21 protein-coding genes are annotated in these 18,478 nt (G+C 66.2%); 10 read left to right on the top strand and 11 right to left on the bottom strand.

The genetic code is table 11. The features are described 5' to 3' along the window. Positions 1-24: 24 nt before the first annotated feature. From ccmE to ACZ5BT_RS03910, 5 genes are read left to right on the top strand one after another with little or no spacing between them, the layout of a single operon-like run. A complete protein-coding gene (gene ccmE / locus ACZ5BT_RS03930; protein WP_464885319.1) occupies positions 25-453 on the top strand; it encodes a cytochrome c maturation protein CcmE in 429 nt (142 codons plus the stop codon). Continuing rightward, the gene (locus ACZ5BT_RS03925) at positions 450-2,402 is read left to right on the top strand and encodes a heme lyase CcmF/NrfE family subunit (RefSeq protein WP_464885318.1); all 1,953 of its coding nucleotides are present in this window, start codon (positions 450-452) and stop codon (positions 2,400-2,402) included. The genes ccmE and ACZ5BT_RS03925 overlap by 4 nt, the downstream gene beginning before the upstream one ends. Beyond that, positions 2,399-2,926: a TlpA family protein disulfide reductase gene (locus ACZ5BT_RS03920; RefSeq protein ID WP_464885317.1), complete on the top strand. Its 528-nt coding sequence runs from the start codon at positions 2,399-2,401 to the stop codon at positions 2,924-2,926. The genes ACZ5BT_RS03925 and ACZ5BT_RS03920 overlap by 4 nt, the downstream gene beginning before the upstream one ends. Beyond that, the gene (locus ACZ5BT_RS03915) at positions 2,923-3,366 is read left to right on the top strand and encodes a cytochrome c-type biogenesis protein (RefSeq protein WP_464885316.1); all 444 of its coding nucleotides are present in this window, start codon (positions 2,923-2,925) and stop codon (positions 3,364-3,366) included. Before ACZ5BT_RS03920 ends, ACZ5BT_RS03915 begins: the two co-directional genes overlap by 4 nt. Next, positions 3,363-4,358 carry a c-type cytochrome gene (locus tag ACZ5BT_RS03910; RefSeq protein ID WP_464885315.1) on the top strand — a complete coding sequence of 332 codons (996 nt, stop codon included), beginning with the start codon at positions 3,363-3,365 and terminating at the stop codon, positions 4,356-4,358. Before ACZ5BT_RS03915 ends, ACZ5BT_RS03910 begins: the two co-directional genes overlap by 4 nt. 54 nt (positions 4,359-4,412) lie before the next feature. Here the strand turns inward: ACZ5BT_RS03910 and ACZ5BT_RS03905 are convergent, their stop codons facing one another. The 3 genes from ACZ5BT_RS03905 to ACZ5BT_RS03895 form a co-directional block, all read right to left on the bottom strand. Continuing rightward, entirely contained in the window at positions 4,413-5,465 is a 1,053-nt protein-coding gene (locus ACZ5BT_RS03905) for a glucose-1-phosphate thymidylyltransferase (RefSeq protein ID WP_464885314.1), read from the bottom strand. A gap of 117 nt (positions 5,466-5,582) precedes the next feature. Continuing rightward, a complete protein-coding gene (locus tag ACZ5BT_RS03900; RefSeq protein ID WP_464885313.1) occupies positions 5,583-6,713 on the bottom strand; it encodes an ABC transporter permease in 1,131 nt (376 codons plus the stop codon). A gap of 12 nt (positions 6,714-6,725) precedes the next feature. After that, positions 6,726-7,166, bottom strand: coding sequence for a 3D domain-containing protein (locus tag ACZ5BT_RS03895; RefSeq protein WP_464885312.1), 441 nt, complete (start codon positions 7,164-7,166; stop codon positions 6,726-6,728). 78 nt (positions 7,167-7,244) lie between these two features. Between ACZ5BT_RS03895 and ACZ5BT_RS03890 the strand changes: the two genes are divergently transcribed. Beyond that, positions 7,245-7,886: a hypothetical protein gene (locus tag ACZ5BT_RS03890; RefSeq protein WP_464885311.1), complete on the top strand. Its 642-nt coding sequence runs from the start codon at positions 7,245-7,247 to the stop codon at positions 7,884-7,886. Here the strand turns inward: ACZ5BT_RS03890 and ACZ5BT_RS03885 are convergent. The 5 genes from ACZ5BT_RS03885 to ald form a co-directional block, all read right to left on the bottom strand. Further along, complete coding sequence (locus ACZ5BT_RS03885) at positions 7,883-8,698, bottom strand: hypothetical protein (protein ID WP_464885310.1); 816 nt, start codon at positions 8,696-8,698, stop codon at positions 7,883-7,885. The genes ACZ5BT_RS03890 and ACZ5BT_RS03885 overlap by 4 nt on opposite strands. Positions 8,699-8,771: 73 nt before the next feature. Continuing rightward, positions 8,772-10,382: a DAK2 domain-containing protein gene (locus tag ACZ5BT_RS03880; RefSeq protein WP_464885309.1), complete on the bottom strand. Its 1,611-nt coding sequence runs from the start codon at positions 10,380-10,382 to the stop codon at positions 8,772-8,774. Further along, positions 10,379-10,726 carry an Asp23/Gls24 family envelope stress response protein gene (locus ACZ5BT_RS03875; RefSeq protein ID WP_464885308.1) on the bottom strand — a complete coding sequence of 116 codons (348 nt, stop codon included), beginning with the start codon at positions 10,724-10,726 and terminating at the stop codon, positions 10,379-10,381. Before ACZ5BT_RS03875 ends, ACZ5BT_RS03880 begins: the two co-directional genes overlap by 4 nt. Positions 10,727-10,728: 2 nt before the next feature. Continuing rightward, positions 10,729-11,340, bottom strand: a complete 612-nt coding sequence (locus ACZ5BT_RS03870) for a DUF3108 domain-containing protein (protein WP_464885307.1) — start codon at positions 11,338-11,340, stop codon at positions 10,729-10,731. A gap of 56 nt (positions 11,341-11,396) precedes the next feature. Then, the gene (gene ald, locus ACZ5BT_RS03865) at positions 11,397-12,503 is read right to left on the bottom strand and encodes an alanine dehydrogenase (RefSeq protein WP_464885306.1); all 1,107 of its coding nucleotides are present in this window, start codon (positions 12,501-12,503) and stop codon (positions 11,397-11,399) included. Between the two features lie 105 nt (positions 12,504-12,608). On the opposite strand from ald, the gene ACZ5BT_RS03860 reads away from it, so the two are divergent. Then, positions 12,609-13,082 (top strand): Lrp/AsnC family transcriptional regulator, encoded by a 474-nt coding sequence (locus ACZ5BT_RS03860; RefSeq protein ID WP_464885305.1) that lies wholly within the window; start codon positions 12,609-12,611, stop codon positions 13,080-13,082. Here the strand turns inward: ACZ5BT_RS03860 and truB are convergent. Continuing rightward, entirely contained in the window at positions 13,056-13,979 is a 924-nt protein-coding gene (gene truB, locus ACZ5BT_RS03855; protein ID WP_464885304.1) for a tRNA pseudouridine(55) synthase TruB, read from the bottom strand. The genes ACZ5BT_RS03860 and truB overlap by 27 nt on opposite strands. Positions 13,980-14,014: 35 nt before the next feature. On the opposite strand from truB, the gene ACZ5BT_RS03850 reads away from it, so the two are divergent. Beyond that, positions 14,015-14,728: a pseudouridine synthase gene (locus ACZ5BT_RS03850; RefSeq protein WP_464885303.1), complete on the top strand. Its 714-nt coding sequence runs from the start codon at positions 14,015-14,017 to the stop codon at positions 14,726-14,728. After that, positions 14,725-15,651 carry a calcium/sodium antiporter gene (locus ACZ5BT_RS03845; protein ID WP_464885302.1) on the top strand — a complete coding sequence of 309 codons (927 nt, stop codon included), beginning with the start codon at positions 14,725-14,727 and terminating at the stop codon, positions 15,649-15,651. The genes ACZ5BT_RS03850 and ACZ5BT_RS03845 overlap by 4 nt, the downstream gene beginning before the upstream one ends. Before the next feature lie 49 nt (positions 15,652-15,700). On the opposite strand, the gene ACZ5BT_RS03840 is transcribed toward ACZ5BT_RS03845, so the two are convergent. Then, the gene (locus ACZ5BT_RS03840) at positions 15,701-16,549 is read right to left on the bottom strand and encodes an SDH family Clp fold serine proteinase (protein WP_464885301.1); all 849 of its coding nucleotides are present in this window, start codon (positions 16,547-16,549) and stop codon (positions 15,701-15,703) included. 39 nt (positions 16,550-16,588) lie between these two features. Next, positions 16,589-17,086, bottom strand: a complete 498-nt coding sequence (locus ACZ5BT_RS03835) for a hypothetical protein (RefSeq protein ID WP_464885300.1) — start codon at positions 17,084-17,086, stop codon at positions 16,589-16,591. A gap of 185 nt (positions 17,087-17,271) precedes the next feature. On the opposite strand from ACZ5BT_RS03835, the gene ACZ5BT_RS03830 reads away from it, so the two are divergent. Further along, the gene (locus tag ACZ5BT_RS03830; RefSeq protein ID WP_464885299.1) at positions 17,272-18,465 is read left to right on the top strand and encodes a sugar ABC transporter substrate-binding protein; all 1,194 of its coding nucleotides are present in this window, start codon (positions 17,272-17,274) and stop codon (positions 18,463-18,465) included. Positions 18,466-18,478: the final 13 nt, after the last annotated feature.

Below are 18,478 nucleotides of genomic sequence, written 5' to 3'. Positions count from 1 at the left end.
GCTGGGCCGCTATCGGAGGCAGCAATGAGGTGGAAATACTTCGTCGGGTTTCTGATCATCCTCGGCGCCATCGGCTACCTCGTTTGGGGCGGGCTCGGGAAGAACCTCGTCTACTTCATCACCCCCAGCGAGTACAAAGCCAACGAAGGCAAGTACGCGGGCAAGCGTATCCGGCTCGGCGGGCTGGTCAAGCCGGGGTCGGTCCGCTACGACCCGAACACCCTCGAGTTGCGTTTCGTGATCACCGATGGGCTCGCCGAGGTTCCGGTGTTCCACCGCGGTACGCCGCCGGCGTTGTTTAAGGAGAATCAGGGCGTGGTGGTCGAGGGCAAGTTCCAGGGAGAGACCTTTTACGGCGATAACCTCCTGGTGAAGCACTCGGAAACCTACCAGGCGCCAAAAGAGGGCTATACCCCTGAGGACGTTCGCCGCCTGATCGAGGAGGCCAAATGACACCGGGATTTCTGGGCAACTGGTCGCTCGTTTTCGCCTTCCTTTTCACCGTCATTGGCCTCGGGCTCGCCATCGGGGCTTGGTGGGCCAAGGACGCGCGTTACATCGTTGCCGGGCGGCGGGCGGCAGCGCTGGCCTTCGTCGCGACCCTGGTCGCCTTCGGGGCGCTGGAGTGGGCGCTTTTGACCGACGACTTCTCCATCATCTACACCGCGATGAACCACTCGACCAAGAGCCCGACCTGGGTCAAGTTCGCCACCCTCTGGGCTGCCTTGCAAGGCTCGATCCTGCTTTGGGCCTTGTTCCAGTCGCTCTTCACCTACCTGGCCTCCCGGAAACTCCGCGACTACTGGATGTCGCCTGCGGTGCTCGGCACCCTCTTTCTGATCCAGACCTTCTTCTTCGTGGTGCTCCTTTTCATCACCAACCCCTTCCTGCCGGTGCCGAACCCGCCGGCCGACGGCCCCGGCCCCAACCCCCTCTTGCAGAACCACTGGATGATGGCCGTGCACCCGGTCCTGATGTACCTCGGCTTTGTGGGGATGAGCGTGCCCTTTGCCTACGCGGTTGCGGCCATGATCTCGCGCCGCTACCAGACTTGGGTGGCGACGACCCGCTGGTGGACGCTGACCGCGTGGGGGTTCCTGACCGCGGCTATTCTGGCCGGTGGCTGGTGGAGTTACGAGGTGCTCGGCTGGGGCGGGTACTGGGCCTGGGACCCGGTTGAGAACGCCTCGTTCATCCCCTGGCTTTTGGCCACCGCCTTCGTCCACACCGCGCTGGTCCAGGAACGGCGCGGATTTCTCAAGACCTGGAACTTCGCCTACATCACCCTGGCCTTCGCTGCCACCATTCTCGGCACCTTCCTGACCCGCTCGGGGGTCATCCAGTCGGTGCACGCGTTCTCGGAAGGCGCGGTGGGGCCGACCTTCCTCGGATTCTTGCTCCTCGTGCTCGCTGTGGGCTTTGGACTCTTGGCCCGGGTGGGCAGCGAGATCCGGGATGTGGGTTCGATGGGCCTGGTCTCGCGCGAGGGGCTGCTCCTCGGCTCGTCGGTGGTGTTTGCCACCATGGCCTTCGTCGTCGTGCTCGGGACCCTCTTCCCGCTGGTGGTCGAGGCGGTGAGCGGCGACCAGGTCTCGGTTGGCGCCCCCTTCTTTAACTTCTCGTTTGCGCCGCTTGCGGTGGTGATGTTGCTGTTGATGGGGGCTGGACCCTTGCTCCCTTGGGGCCGCCTCGACGATTACAGCCGCCGGGCGCTGGTGGTGATGCTCGCCGTCCTCGCGGCGGGGACGCTCGCCGGCCTCGTGATCGGCTGGACCTTCGGTGTGTCGCTGACGGTTGGGCTTTTTGCCTACAACGTTGTCGCCCTGTATTACCAGGTCGCCCGCCGGGTGGCGGTGTGGCGAAAAAAGAGCGAGGGCTGGGGCAGCGCTTTTGCCGCCTACCTACAGCATTCCCGTCGCAGTGCCGGCGGGTTGATGGTGCATTTGGGGGTGGTGCTCGCGGCGCTGGCCATCGCCTTTTCGCAGGCCTACCGGGTGGATGCGCAAAAGACGCTGCGGGTAGGCGAGCAGGCCACGATCGCCGGGGTGCCGGTGAAGCTTTTGGACCTCAAGGCCTATGACCAGCGCTACCGCTTCGCCGTGGAAGCCCCGGTCGAGGTCGATGGCGTCGGCGTGGCCCGGCCACAGCTGCGCTACTACCCCACCTCGCGCACGCCACTCGCCGGGCCCTCGGTTCGCTACACCCTCTTTAAGGATTACTACCTCATCCTCCAGGCCTTTGACCGGCAAAACGGGGAGTGGGCGACGATCCGCCTGGTCATAACCCCGATGGTCTTCTGGCTCTGGGTGGCGGGGGTGATCACCTTGGTCGGGGTGCTGATGATCGTTCTCCCCGGTGGACTTCCGAAACCGAAAGAAGCCGAAGTGGGGGTGGTGACGTGAGGCGATGGCTCTACTTTGGGATCGTTGCCGTGCTGGGGGTGCTCTTTTGGTGGGGCTTGCAACGCGACCCTGGCGAGCTCAAGTCGGTGTTGATCAATAAGCCTGCCCCGGACTTCGAACTGCCGGTTTTGCCCCCTTACCGCGAGCAGTGGGGCGAGCGCTTCCGCTTTTCCGACCATATCGGCCAACCGATCCTGGTGAACTTCTGGGCCAGCTGGTGCTACCCAGCGTGTTACGAGGAAGCCCCGATTCTCCAGGCCGCCTGGGAGAAGTTCCAGGGGAAGGTGCTCTTCATCGGCGTTGACACCCAGGACCAGGAGGACAAGGCCCTTGAGTTCATCAACCTCTTCGGCATCACCTACCCGCAGGTCTTCGACCCCCGCGGCCAGGTGGGCATCGATTACGGGACCTACGGCGTCCCCGAGTCCTTCTTCATCGACGCCAAGGGCATCATCCGCTCCCGCTTCGCTGGAGCGATCAGCGCGGAAGAGCTGGAAAAGCGCCTCTTGGAGGTGATGCGATGAGGTGGTTGGTGCTCCTACTCTTCAGCGCGCTGGCGCTGGCGCAGCCGCTGCCAGGAAACGAACCGCCGCCGGACCTCTCGCCACGGGTGTTCGAGATCGCGGGCAAGCTCCGCTGCCCGGTGTGTCAGGGGGAGAGCATCGCCGAGTCGAACGCCGCCATCAGCCAGGAGTCCCGGCGCCAGATCGCCGAGATGCTGGCGGCGGGGAAGAGCGAACAAGAAATTCTCGATTACTTCGTGGCCCGCTATGGCGAGTGGATCCTGTACGCCCCGCCGAAGAAGGGGGTGAACTGGTTGCTTTGGTTTGCGCCCGCGCTCGGGGTGTTGGTCATCGCCCTGGCGCTTTGGCGCTACCTCGTTGAGGCCCGCCGGCGGGAGGCGTTGCTGGGCATAGACGACAAAACGCTTGAGGAAATCGAGCGTCGCTTGGAGGAAGAATGATTCTTGCAGGCCTCATCGTGGGGCTGGCCTTCGTGCTCGGCCTTTATTTCGTCTTCCGCCCCTTAAGGGGCGAGGCCATGCCCTTTCCCAAAAACCCACGCCCGGACGAGCTGCGCGCCGAGCTTTCGGCCCTCAAAGAGGAGGCGAAGTCGCTCCAGGGCCCTGAGCGAACCCGGGTACTCAAGCGGATGGCCTGGATCGAGCGCGAGCTGGGTCAGGTTGCCGACGTCGAGGCGCCGGCGCCCAAGCGGTTTCCCAGGTGGGTCCTCCTGGCCTCATTGGTCGCGTTCGTCGGCGTGAGCGCGGTGCTGATCCGCTACACCTTGCCCCGCTTGCCCGGAAGCACCGTCACCGAGAGCCTTGCGCTTGAACAGGCGTCAAAGCTCAAGGAGCTGCTCGCCAAGGCGGAAAAAAGCGGGAGCGCCGAGGACTGGCTGGCGTATGCCGACTTCGCCTTTGAAAGCGGCGACCTCAACCGCGCGGCCGAGGGGTATTCCAAGGTGATCAAGCTCGATCCCAAAAACATTAAGGCCTACCGCCGTTTCGGGATTTTGCTCTCGGTTTCGGGAAAGACCAAGGAGGCGATCCAGATCCTGAGCGCGGTGGTCGAGCGGGATAGCGACCCTGAGGGCCTTCTCTTCCTTGGAAACGCCTACTTCAAGACCGGCGACTATAACCGGGCCATCGAGGCCTGGCGCGAGTACCTGAAGCGGGGCGGGACATTTCGCGATCAGGTGCTCTCGCTCATGCAGATGGCCCAGGAGCGGGCGACAGCCAAGGACCTGGGCGCGGTGATCTACGCCCAGTCCTGCGCTGCCTGCCACGGGGCCTTGGGTGAGGGTGGGAGCGGGCCTGCGCTTGCGAAGAACCCAATCCTGAACGCGCCCGAGGCGGTGAAGGAGATCGTGCTGAACGGCCGGGGGACGATGCCCCCGATCCTCATGAACGACAAGGATTTCGAGGCCCTGATGGCCTACCTTAAAAAGCTTTGATCGCGACCGGATGTTGCCCGCGGCCGCCACAGGGCGGCCGCGGGCTTAGGTTGACTAGGGGAGTTCGACGGTTGAGAGGTCACCAAGGATGAGCTTTGGGGTTTGGGGTCTTGCGGTATGGCGGATGGCCCTGGCCCCGATGCCCAGGATGGAGCCGTGCAGGCGGACCCCTTCGACCAAGGCCTCGTCCTCGAGGATCGAATCCTCGACCTCGGCGTCGCGGACCACGGCCCCGGGGCCGACCGAGGTGTAGGGCCCGACGTAGGCGTCTTCCACCACCGCGCCGGCGGCGATGAGGGCCGGCCCCAGCACCCGGGCGTTGCGGACCGTGGCCCCGGCTTCGATGCGCACGCCGTTGCCGATTTCGCTGTGGATGACCTCCCCGAAAAGGCCGCTTTCGAGCCCGGCGAGGAGGAGGCGGTTGGCCTCGAGGAGATCGTTCGGTCGCCCGGTGTCCTTCCACCAGCCCTTGACGCTGATGCCGAGGACGGTCTGTCCCCCATCGAGCAGGCCCTGAATGGCGTCGGTGATCTCGTATTCGCCCCGGGCGCTGGGCCTGAGCCCGGCGATGACCGCGTGGATTTCGGGGCCGAAGACGTAGACCCCGGCCACCGCCAGTTTGGAGGGCGGGTCCTTGGGTTTTTCCACCAGGCGAACGATCCGCCCCCCCTCGACCACGGCCACCCCGAACTGCCGCGGGTCCTCGACCTCGACCAGGGCGATGGCTGCCGCCGGTCGCGTTTTTTGGAACTGCCGCACCGGTTCCAGGATTCCTTCTTCGAAGAGGTTATCGCCGAGGTACATCACGAAGGGGTCGTCGCCGAGCCATTCGCGGGCGACCTTCACCGCGTGGGCGAGCCCCTGGGGGTCATCCTGGCGGATGAAGCTGAAGTGGGCCCGGTCTTCGCCGTTGAGCGCGGCCTTCACCGGGGCCTCGGTTTTGGCGGAGACCACGATCCCGATCTCGTGGATGCCGGCCTCGAGGAGGTTTTCGACGGCGTAGGCGATGATCGGCTTTCCGGCGACCCGGATGACCGGTTTGGGTCGGGTGTAGGTGAGGGGTCGCAGCCGCGTGCCGTGCCCCGCGGCGAGGATCAAACCTTTCATACCCCCATTGTAGGGGCCAAGTGACGGGTCCCCGGGTCTTGAGCCCGCCGACACGCTCAGAGCGCTTCGCCTCGCTTTACCGTGGCCCCCGCCGTGGCGAAAGCCACGGCGGAGCAGTCAGTCGCGGAGCGCCTCGGCCGGTTTGAGCCGGAGCGGCCTGAGCAGGGGGAAGACGGAAGCGAGGAGTACGGCGACCAGGGCCACGCCGGACGCGTTCAGGAAATCCCGGCCTTCCAGCGCCACCGGCAGCTCGGTGATGAAGTAGAGCTCGCCGGGGATGGCGATGGGGTGGCTTTGCAGGTAGAGGGCGACCAAAAGGCCGAGCAGGTTGCCGAGGATGATCCCCACCGCGCCCAGGATCAGGCCCTCGAGGGCAAACGCGGCATACACCTGCGGGCTGCTCGCGCCGAGCACCCGCAAAAGGGCGATGTCGGCGCGCTTTTCCCGCACCACCAGCGCCAGAACGTTGGCGATGCCAAGGGCGGCGACGCCCAGGATGAGCGAGAGCACCAAGCCGATGACCCGCTTTTGCAGGGCCAGCTGCTCGAGCAGCGTTCGGTTCAGATCCTGCCAGGTTTGCGCCCAGTAAGGGCCTTTTTCTACCAGGCGCCGGGCGACCTCGCGGGCCCGGGCTGGATCCTTGATCCGGAGGTGCCAGCCGGCGACGGTGCCTTCGGCCCCGAGGAGCGCCTGGGCGTCCTCGAGGGTGATGAAGGCGTAGCCGGCGTCGATGACGTAGTTTCCGGTCTCGAACTGGGCGGCGAGGGAAAGCGACCGTCGCTTCTGGCCCACGGTCAGCGCGTAGAGGGTGTCGCCGGGGACGGCGCCGAGGGCGGCGGCGAGGGCTGACCCCAGGATCACCTTCCCCGGCGCCAGGGCCTCGAGGTTGAGCCCGGGGTAGACCGCGGGCGCGCCCTGGCCCACGCCGATCAAGGTGGCGAAATCGATCCCCGCCTTCCTGCCGGCGCCGGCCCTGCGGGTGAGCAGGACCTTCACCGGGAGAAATGGGGTTTTGGCTGTGATCTCGGGGTCGTTTGGGGGAGGCGCCTCGCGGCCGTCATAGGCCACGAGGACGATGTGGGGGGTGGCCTTGAGCGTTGCCCGGATCAGCTGGTCGGTGAAGCCGTTGGTGAGGGAGAGGGCGATGGTGATGGCGGCCACACCCCCGGCCACGCCGAGCACGGTGGCGGTGCTTTGCCAGCGGCGGTAAAAGATGTGCCGTAGTGCCAGGAACCAGGAAAATCCCACGCGAAAACCCGCTCACTGCGCCCCTGGGCGGCCGTAGCGGACCACGGTGAGGCGGACCCGCCGCACGCCGAACTTGAGCGCCAGGCTCCGGTCGGGGAACCAGATGTCGATTTGCTGGCGCTTTCGCTTGTTCATGGTGTCTTCGACGACGAAGAGGATGTTTTGGAAGAGGGGGTCAAAACGCCCGGCGTCGCTCCCGTCTTTCCAGCGCCCCAGATCCTCGATCTTGACCAGGGAGCCATACGGCAGGGTGTCCTTCAGGAGGTCGCGGCTCACCGCGATGATGCCAAGCCGGGTTCGGGCCCCGGTGGCGGTAATCCACGGCGTCCGGTCGGTTTCCCAGACGCTCGAGGTGTACGCGGTGGCTTTGAGGATGAGGACCCGCGGGGTCTCGGCGAGGGCCATGGCCAAGAGTCCGACGAGGAGTGTGACTGTAAGCCAAGTCCTTCGCACCGGTTTTCATTATACCCAAAGCCAGGGTTGCGGCGTTGGGGCTTGCCTTGGCGGAGGCTTTGGGCGAGCATGTTTTTGATGCAAACCTATCTCGGGCTCTTCCTCTACCTTCTGGGGACGGAATACTTGATCCTGGCCCATCCCCTCTGGCCGGGCTGGGGCTGGGGGCTGGTCCTTGGTTCGGTGCTCGTGTGGGCGTTTTTGCGTACCGGACGGCCGGCGCTGCTCTGGGGCGGCGCCCCGCTTTTGGGATGGGGCATCGGGGCCGCTTTCGCCGATATCTTTGGTATGGAGGCCTTCAAACTCTGGGGCGTCGGTGCGGGGCTCTGGGCGGTGGCCCGCATCTTCGCCGTGAGCGAGGCGGCCTATGTGGGTGCGGCTTTGCTCCTCGTCGGCGGGGTGGTGGGGCTTTTTGAGGCCGGGGTGGCCCCCTGGGTGGCGCTGGTGCTGCTCTTTTTGGGGGGCTGGCTTTTACTGGCGCGTTCGCCAGAAGAGGGTCCGGCCCGCGCCCGCGACTTCGAGGCCCGCTACCGGGCGTTGCTCCGCTGGCGGATCGAGCAAGCCCGGGCCGAAGGTCGGATCGTGACCGAAGTCCTTCCCGACGCCCTGGTGGTGGCCCTGGCCGAAGACCGGCCCGATCCCGAGGAACTTTCGCGCCTCCTCGGGGACCGGGCCCAGGCCTACCTCGATGCGCTGGTGGAGGTGCTCCAGGCGGCTTAAGGGCAGCTCGTTTGATCCTGGTAGAGCGTCAACGTGTAGCGAAGGCTGCCGTCCTCGTCGAACCCGGCGTAGGCGGGGGGATTGCCTCGGGTGTGGACGAGGACGAACTGGCCGTTTGTGACCGGGACGCAGTTGGTGTCTCCAACCGAGAGGGTTTGCTGCTTGGGCGCGCCGGCGGTCTGGGCGCTGTAGACGTCGGCCACCAGGAAGGCCGCGCCGGCGCCGCTCGCCTGCAGGTAGAGGTAGCGGGTGCCGACGAAGTTGCCGACGAGGTAGCTGTCCTGCTCGCCGAGGAGCTCGATGGCCCCGCTGACGCTGGCGCCCGGGGCGATGGTGTCATTGTTGCTCCCGCTGGGGTTCGGGGTCAGCGTCGTGGCGCCCACCTGGATATCGACGGGGACGCCGCTCAGGTTCGTGACCTGCAGGTAGTAGGTCGCGCCGGGGAAGGCGTCGAGGTTGAGGCGGGGCCCGGTGGTGGGCGTGACAATAATCAGCGGCTTGGTGCCCTGGCTGGCGTAAACCAGGTCGGGGAGGCCGAACCAGGTATGCGCCACCGATTTCACCAGCGGCACCTGGTCTCGGTTGAGTACCGTGAGCTCAAGCTGGGCACCGGAGGGGTTCGTGGCCTGGGCCCAGATGGTCACCGGCCCGCTCGCGTTCTCGAGCAGAAAATAGATCGATTCATTCGGGGCCAGGTTGCTGGCGCTGGCGGTGCCGCCGGGGCTCAGCGTGGCCTCGGTGGTGGGAATGAGGCCGCATCCCGCGAGCACGACCAGGGAAAAAAGCCCAAGGAGCAGGCGCGTGCGTTTCAACTGCCCCACCTCCTTCGCCCCCATCTTAGCCTGGCCGGGGTCAAACCATGGCGAGGAAACGCTGAAGCGGCCTTCATTCAACCACGGCGACGAAGTCGTAGAGCTCGGGTCCCCCGCCGTGGTGTTCGATCTCGAGCTCGGGGAAGTAGGCTTCGAGGCGCTCGAGGATGCCCTCGAGTTCCGTTTTGTCCACCGTGCTCTTGCTGAAAAGGGTCAGGATCTCGTAGTCGTGCTCGCCGATCAAGACCAGCTTGAGGAGCTGGACCAGGGCGTCTTCGGGGCTTTCGGCGACGAGTTTGAGCTGGCCGTCGAGCAGCCCGATGACCTGGCCCTCGAGGATCTCGCCCACGCCCTCGACGCTCGCGTCCTTGCTGGCGCGGGTGACCTCGAGCGTCCGCGCCCGCTCGGCGGCCGCTTGCATGTCGGCCACCAGCGTCTCGAGGTCGGCGTTTTCGTCGAAGACCACCGCTGCCGCCAGGCCCGAGCCCAGGGTCTTGGTGGGGAGCACCTGGACTTTTTTCCCGAACGAATCCTCGGCGATCTCGGCCGCTCGCTGGGCGGCCATGATGACGTTTTTGTTGTTGGGCAGGACGACGATGTTCTCGTTGGGCTGGCTGCGAATGGCATCCAGAATGTCCTCGACGCTGGGGTTTTGCGTCTGCCCGCCAGCCACCACCCGGGCGCCTAGGGCGCGAAAGGCCTTGGCCAGCCCCCACCCCGGGGCCACGGCGACCAGCCCCACGGGAGGCGGAGGTTCTTCGGCGGCGCCGACCATGGCCAGGATTTCCGAATGCTGCTCGCTCATGTCCTCGACCTTGGTACGGCGCATGCGGCCGAACCGGGCCACCGCGGCGAGGAGGGCGTCGGGGTCGTTGGTGTGGATGTGGCCCTTGACGAAACCTTCGGCGCCGACCACCAGGAGCGAGTCGCCAAAGCGGGACACCGCTTCGCGGATCTTCTCGATCGGCACCTGCACGTCCTCCATCAGGAACTCGGTGCAGTAGCCAAAGGCTTCTTCTTCGAACGCTTCCTGGGCGTAGCGCTCGATCTTGGGGGGTTCGGGCAGCGGCTTTTTCTCCACGTAGCCGAGGAGCCCCTCGAGGAACCGCACGTACCCCATCCCCCCGGCGTCGACCACGCCGGCGGTCTTGAGCACGGGCAGGAGCTCGGGGGTCTTTTCCAGCGCCTCGCGGGCCTGCTTGAGGGCCGCCTCCAAAACGCCCTCCACGGTATCGATGCCGGCTTCAAAGGCCTGGCGAGCTCCCTCGGCGGCGGCCCGGGCCACGGTGAGGATGGTGCCTTCGACCGGCTTCATCACCGCCCGGTAAGCGGTGCTCGCTCCGTGCTCGAGGACCGCCACCAGCCCTTCGTGGGTGAGGGTGGCGTATTTCTTGAGGACCTCGGCGTAGCCCTTCAGGATCTGGGAGAGGATCACCCCCGAGTTGCCCCGGGCGCCGAGCAGGCTGCCGTAGGCCAGGGCCCGGGCCAGGCTGGCCATGGTCGAGGTGTCGGTCAGGTCGAGTTCGCGCCGGGCCGACTGTAGGGTGAGGTGCATGTTGGTGCCGGTGTCGCCGTCGGGGACGGGGTAGACATTGAGGGCGTTGGTCTCCTCAACGTAGACGGCGAACCAGTCGGTGGCGTAGCGCAGCGCCTCGGCGAGCTCGCTGGGCGAGAGTCGCTTCATGCTTCCCCCCGGCTGATCCCGGTGACGTGGACGGTGATCCTCGAGAGCTTGACTCCGGCGAGCTCCGAGGCCGCCCAGCTGACCCGCTCGCCGACCGACTCCACCACCGCCGGGATGTTGACGCCGTAGACCACCACAATGTAGAGGTCGGCGAGGTAGGCCCCCCCCTGGTCGGGATCGGGCTTGAGGATCACGCCTTCCCGGGCTTCCTGCTTGCCAAGAATTCGGGAGAGCCCTTCGCGAAGGCCGACCGGGCTCATGCCCACGACGCCCGGGACCTCGTGGGCCGCCAGCCCCACGATGGAGGCGAGCGCCTGTTCGGTGACGGTGATGTTTCCCTTCACGGTTACCTCCTCAGCAAGCGCGCTTCCACGCGCTCGTCGCGGTAGCCGAAGACGACGCGCACCGGCAACCGACCTGGCCCCGCGATCCAGAGCTCGAAGTAGGCCTGGGGCGTGTTGAAACGGTATCCCTGGGCGCGAAAACGCCCCGCCGGCACCCGGACGAGCTGGGTGCCGAGGGATTGCAGTCGGCCTTTGACCACACCATAAAGCCCCACGAAGGCCACCTCGGTGGCCTCCGGATTCGCCCGGATATAGTACAACAGCGATAGGTCGTCCCAAACCTGCCTTCGCGCGACGCGGTAAGTTCCCTCCAACCGCCCGTTCCGGAACCGTTTGCCGACCAGGGCCTTTCCGACTTCGGCCACCAGGCGGATCTGGCCGGAAAAGGGCGAGCGGATCTCCTTGACGAAGCGTCGGGTGGTGAGCTCGGAGCCGGTGAGGCTCTCCATCGAGAAGTCAAACCCCACCAGCCGGGCCAGGCTGGTGGGGTTGAGGGTGCCGACGTAGTTCCAGGCGTCGGCCCCGGCTTGGGTCGCGGTCACCGCGTAGGTGCCCACGGCCAGGCCACGGTAGCGCAGGGTGTACACCAGGTGCTCACCCGGCGGCCAGGGCACGGCCGCCAGCCCCATGCCCAGGGTCAGGACCAGGGCAAACGCTGTGAACCACCGAGTTATCCCAACGCCTCCTCAGGAGGAGTATAGGGGAGGCCGAAGGCTTCTGCCACCGCGGGGTGGGTGACCTTGCCGCCGTAGGTGTTGAGCCCTTTCAGGAGGGCGGGGTCGTCCTTCAGGGCCTCGAGCCCGCGCTCGGCCAGCCGCAGCAGGTAGGGGAGGGTCTGGTTGGTGAGCGCGAAGGTACTGGTGCGGGGCACCGCGCCCGGCATGTTGGCGACGCCGTAGTGCACCACCCCGTCCACCACGTAGGTGGGGTCGTCGTGGGTCGTGGGGCGGATGGTCTCAACGCAGCCCCCCTGGTCGACGGCCACGTCGACGATGACCGCCCCTTCCTTCATCTCGGCCAGCATCTCCCGGGTCACGAGCTTGGGGGCTTTCGCGCCCGGGATCAGCACGGCGCCGATCACCAAATCGGCGAAACGGATCGCCTTTTTGATATTGGCCTCGGTCGAGGTCAGGGTGATGAGCCGCCCGCCGAAGACGTCGTCGAGGTACTGGAGCCGCCGGTGGTTGATGTCCAAAACGTAGACCTGGGCCCCGAGGCCGAGGGCGATCTTGGCGGCGTTGGTCCCCACCGTGCCGCCGCCCAGGATCACCACCGCCCCCGGCGCCACCCCGGGCACGCCGCCGAGCAGGATGCCCCGGCCGCCCTGGGGACGCTCGAGGTGGTAAGCCCCGACCTGGGTGGCCATCCGGCCCGCCACCTCGCTCATTGGCGTGAGGAGGGGGAGCGAGCCGTCCTCGAGCTGGACGGTTTCGTAGGCGATTCCAGTCACCCCCGAGCGGATCATGGCCTGGGTGAGGCTTTCGCTGGCCGCCAGGTGGAGGTAGGTGAAGAGCACGAGGTCGCTGCGCAGGTAGCCGTACTCCTCCGGCAGCGGTTCCTTGACCTTGACCACCAGCTCGGCCAACCAGGCCTCCTTGGCGCTGACGATCTCAGCGCCGGCGGCGCGGTACTCGTCGTCGCTGATGCCGCTGCCGAGGCCGGCGCCTTGCTCCACCAGCACCGTGTGGCCGCGCCGGGTCAGGCTCTCCGCCCCGCCGGGGGTCAGGGCCACGCGATTCTCCAGCGTTTTGATCTCCTTGGGTACGCCGACGATCATGGTTTCACCTCGCCCCCTAGCTTAGGCCGTGGTCGCCGGCCCTCGGAAGAGGATTAAAAAGGCCTTCGGGCGAAATACCTTTCGAATCAAAGGTAATATTGGTCTATGGCAAGCGAAGCAAAAGTTCTTTTGGATCCGAAGTCGGTGGCGATTCTGAACGCTTTGCAGCGCGATGCCCGCGTGACGTTCGCCGAGCTGGGGCGCCAGGTGGGGCTTTCGGCCCCGGCGGTCGCCGAGCGGGTGCGCCGCCTGGAAGAGGCGGGGATCATCCGCGGCTACGGGGCGCGGCTCGACCTCGAGGCCCTGGGGTATTCGGTCACCGCGCTCATCGAGGTGGCGGCGCCACCCGGGCGCTACCCCCAGGTGCTGGCCTACGCCGAGGCCCAGCCGGAGGTGCGCGAGTGCTACTTCGTGACCGGCGAGAGCAGCTTCGTCGCCCGGGTGGTGGCCCGTTCGATCGCCCATTTGCACGAGCTGGTGCAGGGCCTTGGCCAGTTCGGGGCCACCCGGACCTCGGTCGTGCTCTCCCGACCGCTGATTAAAGACGTCTTCCTACTTGAAGACCCGACGGATACGTAGCTTGAACCCGTCGCCCTCGGCCACGGCCACCAGCTTCCCCCGCTTGTCGGTCAGGCCCACGAGGCCGGTGACCGGGATGGGTAGGGGAACGCCCTCCAGGACCCGGCGCACCTCGGTGTGCGAGAGTTCGACGGTTGGGAAGGGCAGCGCCGCCGTCTCCGGGATCCGGGCCGCCTCGAGCTCTTCCGGTGGTCTGGCCGCCGCCAGGTCGATCTTGCCCACCCGGGTCCGCACCAGCCCGGAGAGGAAGGCCTCGGTGCCGAGCGCCTTGCCCAGGTCGCGGGCGAAGGCCCGCACGTAGGTCCCGGCGCCGACCACCAGCCGCACCACGGCGGTGGGGAACCGGCCGAGCGGCGGCGGGAGCTCGGCCGGTCGGCCCCGCTCATCGAGCCGCCAGCCCTTCGCTCCCCGCCCGATCTTCTTGGCTTTGGGCTCGGCGTCGAAGGCGAGGAGCTCGACCTCGAGGTAACGGACCGGCCGCGGCGCGAGCTCCAAGGCCTTTCCTTTGCGGGCGGCTTCGTAGGCCCGCATGCCCTTAACCTTGACCGCGGAATAGGCGGGGGGCACCTGGGTTTTGAGGGTCAGAAACGATGCCAGGGCGTGGCGGAGTCGGCTTTGGGAGAAGTTCGCCGGGACGACCGCCTCGATCGGCCCTTCGGCATCGAGGGTCGGCGTGGTGGCGCCGAAGCTAATCCAGGCGATGTACTCTTTTTCCTCGCCGGAAAGAAATGGAATCAGCTTGGTGTGGGGGCCGCTCGCCAGGATGAGCAGTCCGGTGGCCAAGGGGTCCAGGGTACCGGTATGACCGATGCGTCGCTCGCCCAGTTTTTTCCGGGCCAGGTCGACGACGTCGTGGGACGTGAGACCAAGGGGCTTGTTCACGGCGAAGAGGGGCATGCCACGCGGATTTTAACACCCGTAGACTGGGAGGCGTGGAGGGCGTGCGGCTGCAAAAGTACCTGGCGCGCTCGGGCCTGGCCTCCCGGCGCAAGGCCGAGCGGCTGATCGAGGCCGGCCGGGTGACGGTGGACGGCGTCGTGGCCACCCTCGGCACCCGCGTGCGGCCGGGGCAGGAGGTCCGCGTCGACGGTCGCGTCGTGGCCCCGCCAGCGGCCGTGATCGTCCTTCTGCTCCATAAGCCCCAGGGCTACACCACCACCCACTCTGATCCCCACGCTTTGCGGACCGTCTACGAACTGCTGCCCGAGCTGCCAGGGTTGCACGCGGTGGGCCGGCTCGACCGCGATTCCGAGGGGCTCTTGCTCTTCACCAACCACGGCGAACTCACCCAGCGGCTGACCCACCCCCGGTACCGGGTGGCCAGGGTCTACCGGGTTTGGACCAAAAAAGGCGCGATCCCACCCCCGGTGGCCAGGCAGCTCGTGCGCGGGGTGCGGGTGGACGGTGAGCGGCTGAAAGCCCAAAAGGCGCGCCCGGCCCCGGGGGGCGCGGTATTGACCCTAACCGAAGGAAAAAAGCGCGAGGTGCGTCGCATGCTCGCGGCCCTCGGATATCCGGTGGTTCGGTTGCTGCGGGTCAAGATGGGGCCGGTCCGGCTCGGGGGGCTCAAAGCGGGGCAGTGGCGGCGTCTTGATGAGGCCGAGGTCGACGCCCTTTTTCGCAGCGTGGGGTTGGAGAAGCGATGAGCGTCATCCTCATATTGCTCGGAGTGGGGCTGCTCTATTACGGCGGCGAGCTTTTGGTGAAGAACGCTTCCCTCCTTGCCCGCTCGCTCGGACTTTCGCCGCTCGTTGTCGGGCTGACGGTGGTGGCCTTTGGTACCTCGGCCCCCGAGCTCGCGGCGAGCCTGGTGGCGGCGCTGGTGGGCAACCCCGAGCTCGCTTTCGGCAACGTGGTCGGGTCCAACATCGCCAACCTGGGCCTGATTTTGGGCGGGGCGGCGCTGCTCTCGCCGATCCGGGCCCAGGCCCGCTTCCTGCGCCGCGAGCTGCCCTTCATGGTGCTGGTGGCGCTCTTGATGGTGGGCGCGGCCTGGGACGGTCGCGTCACCCGGCTCGAGGGCTCCTTCTTCCTCCTGCTCATGGTCGGCTATCTGGTGGTTTTGATGCGCGAACCCGAGTCGAGCGAGGTTCTGGCCGAGTACGAGGCCGAGTTCGGGTCCAAGCCCGGCTTTGTGGGCCGGCGTCTCCTCTTCGTGCTGCTCGGCACCGCGTTCCTCGCCCTCGGCGCCGCCGCGTTGGTGGAAGGCGCCAGCACCATCGCCCGGGCCCTCGGGGTTCCCGAGCGGGTCATCGGCCTCAGCGTGGTGGCGGTGGGAACGAGCCTCCCCGAGCTCGCGGCCGCCCTGGTGGCGGCGATAAAACGGGAGGGCGACATCCTGCTCGGGAATGTGATCGGTTCCAACGTCTTCAACGTGCTGGGGATTCTGGGCAGCGTGGCCCTGGCCCGGCCGCTCTCGGTGACGCCGGGCCCGACCGTTGATCTCGAGCTCCTGGTCGGCTTCTCCCTCGTGGCTTGGGCCTTCCTGTGGACCGGGCTGCGACTTGGACGCAAGGAGGGCGTGGCGCTCCTCCTCTTCTACGGGTTCTATCTCGCGGCCATTTTCTAAAGCAACCCGCCGGGGCAAACGCCACGGCGGGGGCGAAGGCTGGCAGAGATCAGTTCTTCGATCGCTTCGACGGCGGTGAGACCTCGCGCTGGTGCGGGGTCGGCACGTACTGCACGCTGGGCCGGCCCATCTGGGGTTGGGGGTAGAGCTCCATGAGATCGTAGACCTCTTTCGGCATCTCGGTCGAGACGGGGAGCCCGAGCTTTTTCGCGTCCTCGGCAAAGATGGGGTAGTCGTGGGTCCAGGTGCCCTGGCTGAGCACGTCGGCCACCTGGCCCGCCTTGTCTTCGGGCAGCTTGTCCTTCAAGAGGTCGAAGACGAAGTCTCGAACCTGCTTCAGCGCTTTTCTTGAGATGTCGGCGTAGATGAGGGTCTGGTCGTCGACCTTGGACGCGCCCTTTTCCTCCACCGCTTTGAGGACCGAGGCCGCCGGGTACTGCCCGAGCTGGGGATCGACGGGCCCCAGCACCGCGTGCTCGTCCATCACGATCTCATCGGCGCCGAGGGCGATGAGGGTGCCGCCGGACATGGCGTAGTGGGGCACGAAAACGGTGACTTTCGCCGGGTGCTTCTTGAGGGCGCGGGCGATCTGCTCGGCAGCGAGCACCAGACCGCCGGGGGTGTGAATGACGAGGTCGATCGGGGTTTGGTCGTCGGTCATGCGGATGGCCCGGAGCACGTGCTCGGAGTCGTCGACGGTGATGAAGCGGGAAAGGGGAACCCCGAGGAAACTGATCGCCTCCTGACGGTGGATGAGGGTGATGACGCGGGATTTGCGCTTGCGCTCCATTTCGGCGATCTTCCGGGTGCGCGCTGAGACCAGGGTTTGCTGCTGCATGTAAGGGGTGAGCATCGAGAAGATGATGAAGAGCCAAAAGACAATGCTGATGGGATCCATTTTCCCTCCTTCGGGCACTTCGGAGCTTACCAAAAAGGCTTACACACGGTAGGTCAAAACGAAGGCCTCGGGGAAGTTGAAGACGAAGCGGTCTCGGTTCGACGCCGCACCCTCGGCCAGGCTGGCGTAGCCTGCGGCCTGGAGGCCCTCCAGAATCTCCTCGGCCACCTTGCGGTCAACCCCGAGGCGGCCGCCGATGAAGGTCAGGGCTTCCTCCCGGGGATCGGCGTCGCCCTCGCCGACGAACTCGTGGTATTCCTCGTCGAGCATGCGCATCAGGGTGCGCAGCGAGACCGGCTCCGAGGTGAAGATCCAGCGCGGGCTCTGCCCGGGCAGGTGATGGGCGTGGCCGCTGGCCTCGAGGGCTTCGGCGATCTCGACCGCTTTGGGGTGGGAAAGCCCCACCTCGTTGGTCAAAAACGTCACCATCGCCTCGCGCTCGCCGAGCAAACCGCGCGGGAAGCGTTTTGCCAGGGCCGAGGCGAGCCCGGCGAGGTCACCGAGCTGGGAGAGTCGCTTGAGAAGATCGATGCCCATCGCGAACCTCCTTTCGTGCCGGCGTCGGCGTTCCTTGAACCTAAGCCAAGTTTAGTTTACGGATCTAACTACGGAATGTCAATTTAGGTGAGTATACGCCATCAATTTGCCGGTCTTGTTTGCCGGAGCCGGGGAAAACGCAATGTGTTGTGTATCATGATGTCGAACAAGGAGGTGTCACAAGGATGAAGCGATATCTGGTTGGGTTATTGATGCTGGCGGGCTTCGCCTTCGCCGCGGGGAAAGTGACGGTTTGGACGCACTTCGGCGGTCCCGAGCTCGAATGGCTCAAGGCGCAGGCGGCGAGCTTTGAGCGGGCGACCGGGACCAAGGTCGAGATCGTCGAGGTGCCCTTTGGCGATATCAAACAGAAATTTATTCTCGGCGCCCCTCAGGGCGAGGCGGCCGACCTGGTGGTCACCGTGCCCCACGACTGGGTGGGCGAGATGGCGGCCTCGGGGGCGCTCGAGCCGGTGGGCAAGTTCGCCACCAAGGACTACCTCTCCGATCTCATGCCGGTGGCCCTCGATGCCTTTAGCTACCAGGGCAAGCTCTTCGGCCTGCCCATGAACGCCGAGTCGGTGGCGCTCATCTACAACAAGAAGCTGGTGAAAAACCCGCCACAGACTTGGGATGAGTTCATCGCCCTGGCCCAGAAGTACACCACCGGGGATACCTTCGGCTTCCTCTACGACCTCGGCAACCCCTACTTCAACTACGGTTGGTTCAAGGCCTACGGCGCCTACGTTTTCGGTAAGCGCGCCGACGGCGGCCTGAACCCCAGCGACTTCGGGCTCGGTGGCGAGGCCGGCTATAAGGCCGGGCAGTTCATCAAGGACCTGCGCTATAAGTACGGCCTCATCCCCGAGGGCGTGGACTACGGCGTGGCTGACGGCGCCTTCAAGGACGGCGTCTTGGCCATGATTCTGAACGGCCCCTGGGCGCTCGGCGACTACAAGAAGGCCGGGCTCGACATTGGCATTGCCCCCCTTCCGGCGCCGCCCGGTGGTAAGGCCTGGGGCCCCTTCGTCGGCGTGCAGGGCATCGTGCTCAACGCCTACTCGAAGAACAAGGTGGCGGCCATCAACTTCGCCAAGCTTTTGGTGCGCCCCGACGCGCAGATCAGCTTCAACCGCGCCGGCGGTCGCATTCCGGTTTCCCAGGGCGCGCTTTCGCAGCTGAAGGATGACCCGGTGGTCAAGGGCTTTTCCACCACCATCGCCATGGGTGACCCCATGCCCAACATCCCCGAGATGGGCAAGGTCTGGGGTCCCTGGGGCAATGCCCTCAGCCTGATCATCCAAAAGCCCGACTCCGACGTGAAGAAGATCATCGACCAGATGGTCGAGGAGATCCAAAAAGGCATTCAGGGCGAGTAACCGTTGCCATTGG

The sequence above is a fragment of the Vulcanithermus mediatlanticus genome, from assembly GCF_055385885.1.
Note: the sequence above shows the minus strand (reverse complement) of the source record. Positions and strands in the feature narration are given on the sequence as shown.

Coding starts and splice junctions, on each gene's coding strand:
- ACZ5BT_RS03890 (WP_464885311.1), top strand. CDS start 7,245: ATGCAAACCTATCTCGGGCTCTTCCTCTACCTTCTGGGGACGGAATAC.
- ACZ5BT_RS03845 (WP_464885302.1), top strand. CDS start 14,725: ATGAGCGTCATCCTCATATTGCTCGGAGTGGGGCTGCTCTATTACGGC.
- ACZ5BT_RS03860 (WP_464885305.1), top strand. CDS start 12,609: ATGGCAAGCGAAGCAAAAGTTCTTTTGGATCCGAAGTCGGTGGCGATT.
- ACZ5BT_RS03830 (WP_464885299.1), top strand. CDS start 17,272: ATGAAGCGATATCTGGTTGGGTTATTGATGCTGGCGGGCTTCGCCTTC.
- ACZ5BT_RS03905 (WP_464885314.1), bottom strand. CDS start 5,465: ATGAAAGGTTTGATCCTCGCCGCGGGGCACGGCACGCGGCTGCGACCC.
- ccmE (WP_464885319.1), top strand. CDS start 25: ATGAGGTGGAAATACTTCGTCGGGTTTCTGATCATCCTCGGCGCCATC.
- ACZ5BT_RS03910 (WP_464885315.1), top strand. CDS start 3,363: ATGATTCTTGCAGGCCTCATCGTGGGGCTGGCCTTCGTGCTCGGCCTT.
- ACZ5BT_RS03925 (WP_464885318.1), top strand. CDS start 450: ATGACACCGGGATTTCTGGGCAACTGGTCGCTCGTTTTCGCCTTCCTT.
- ACZ5BT_RS03840 (WP_464885301.1), bottom strand. CDS start 16,549: ATGGATCCCATCAGCATTGTCTTTTGGCTCTTCATCATCTTCTCGATG.
- ald (WP_464885306.1), bottom strand. CDS start 12,503: ATGATCGTCGGCGTACCCAAGGAGATCAAAACGCTGGAGAATCGCGTG.
- ACZ5BT_RS03835 (WP_464885300.1), bottom strand. CDS start 17,086: ATGGGCATCGATCTTCTCAAGCGACTCTCCCAGCTCGGTGACCTCGCC.
- truB (WP_464885304.1), bottom strand. CDS start 13,979: ATGCCCCTCTTCGCCGTGAACAAGCCCCTTGGTCTCACGTCCCACGAC.
- ACZ5BT_RS03880 (WP_464885309.1), bottom strand. CDS start 10,382: ATGAAGCGACTCTCGCCCAGCGAGCTCGCCGAGGCGCTGCGCTACGCC.
- ACZ5BT_RS03915 (WP_464885316.1), top strand. CDS start 2,923: ATGAGGTGGTTGGTGCTCCTACTCTTCAGCGCGCTGGCGCTGGCGCAG.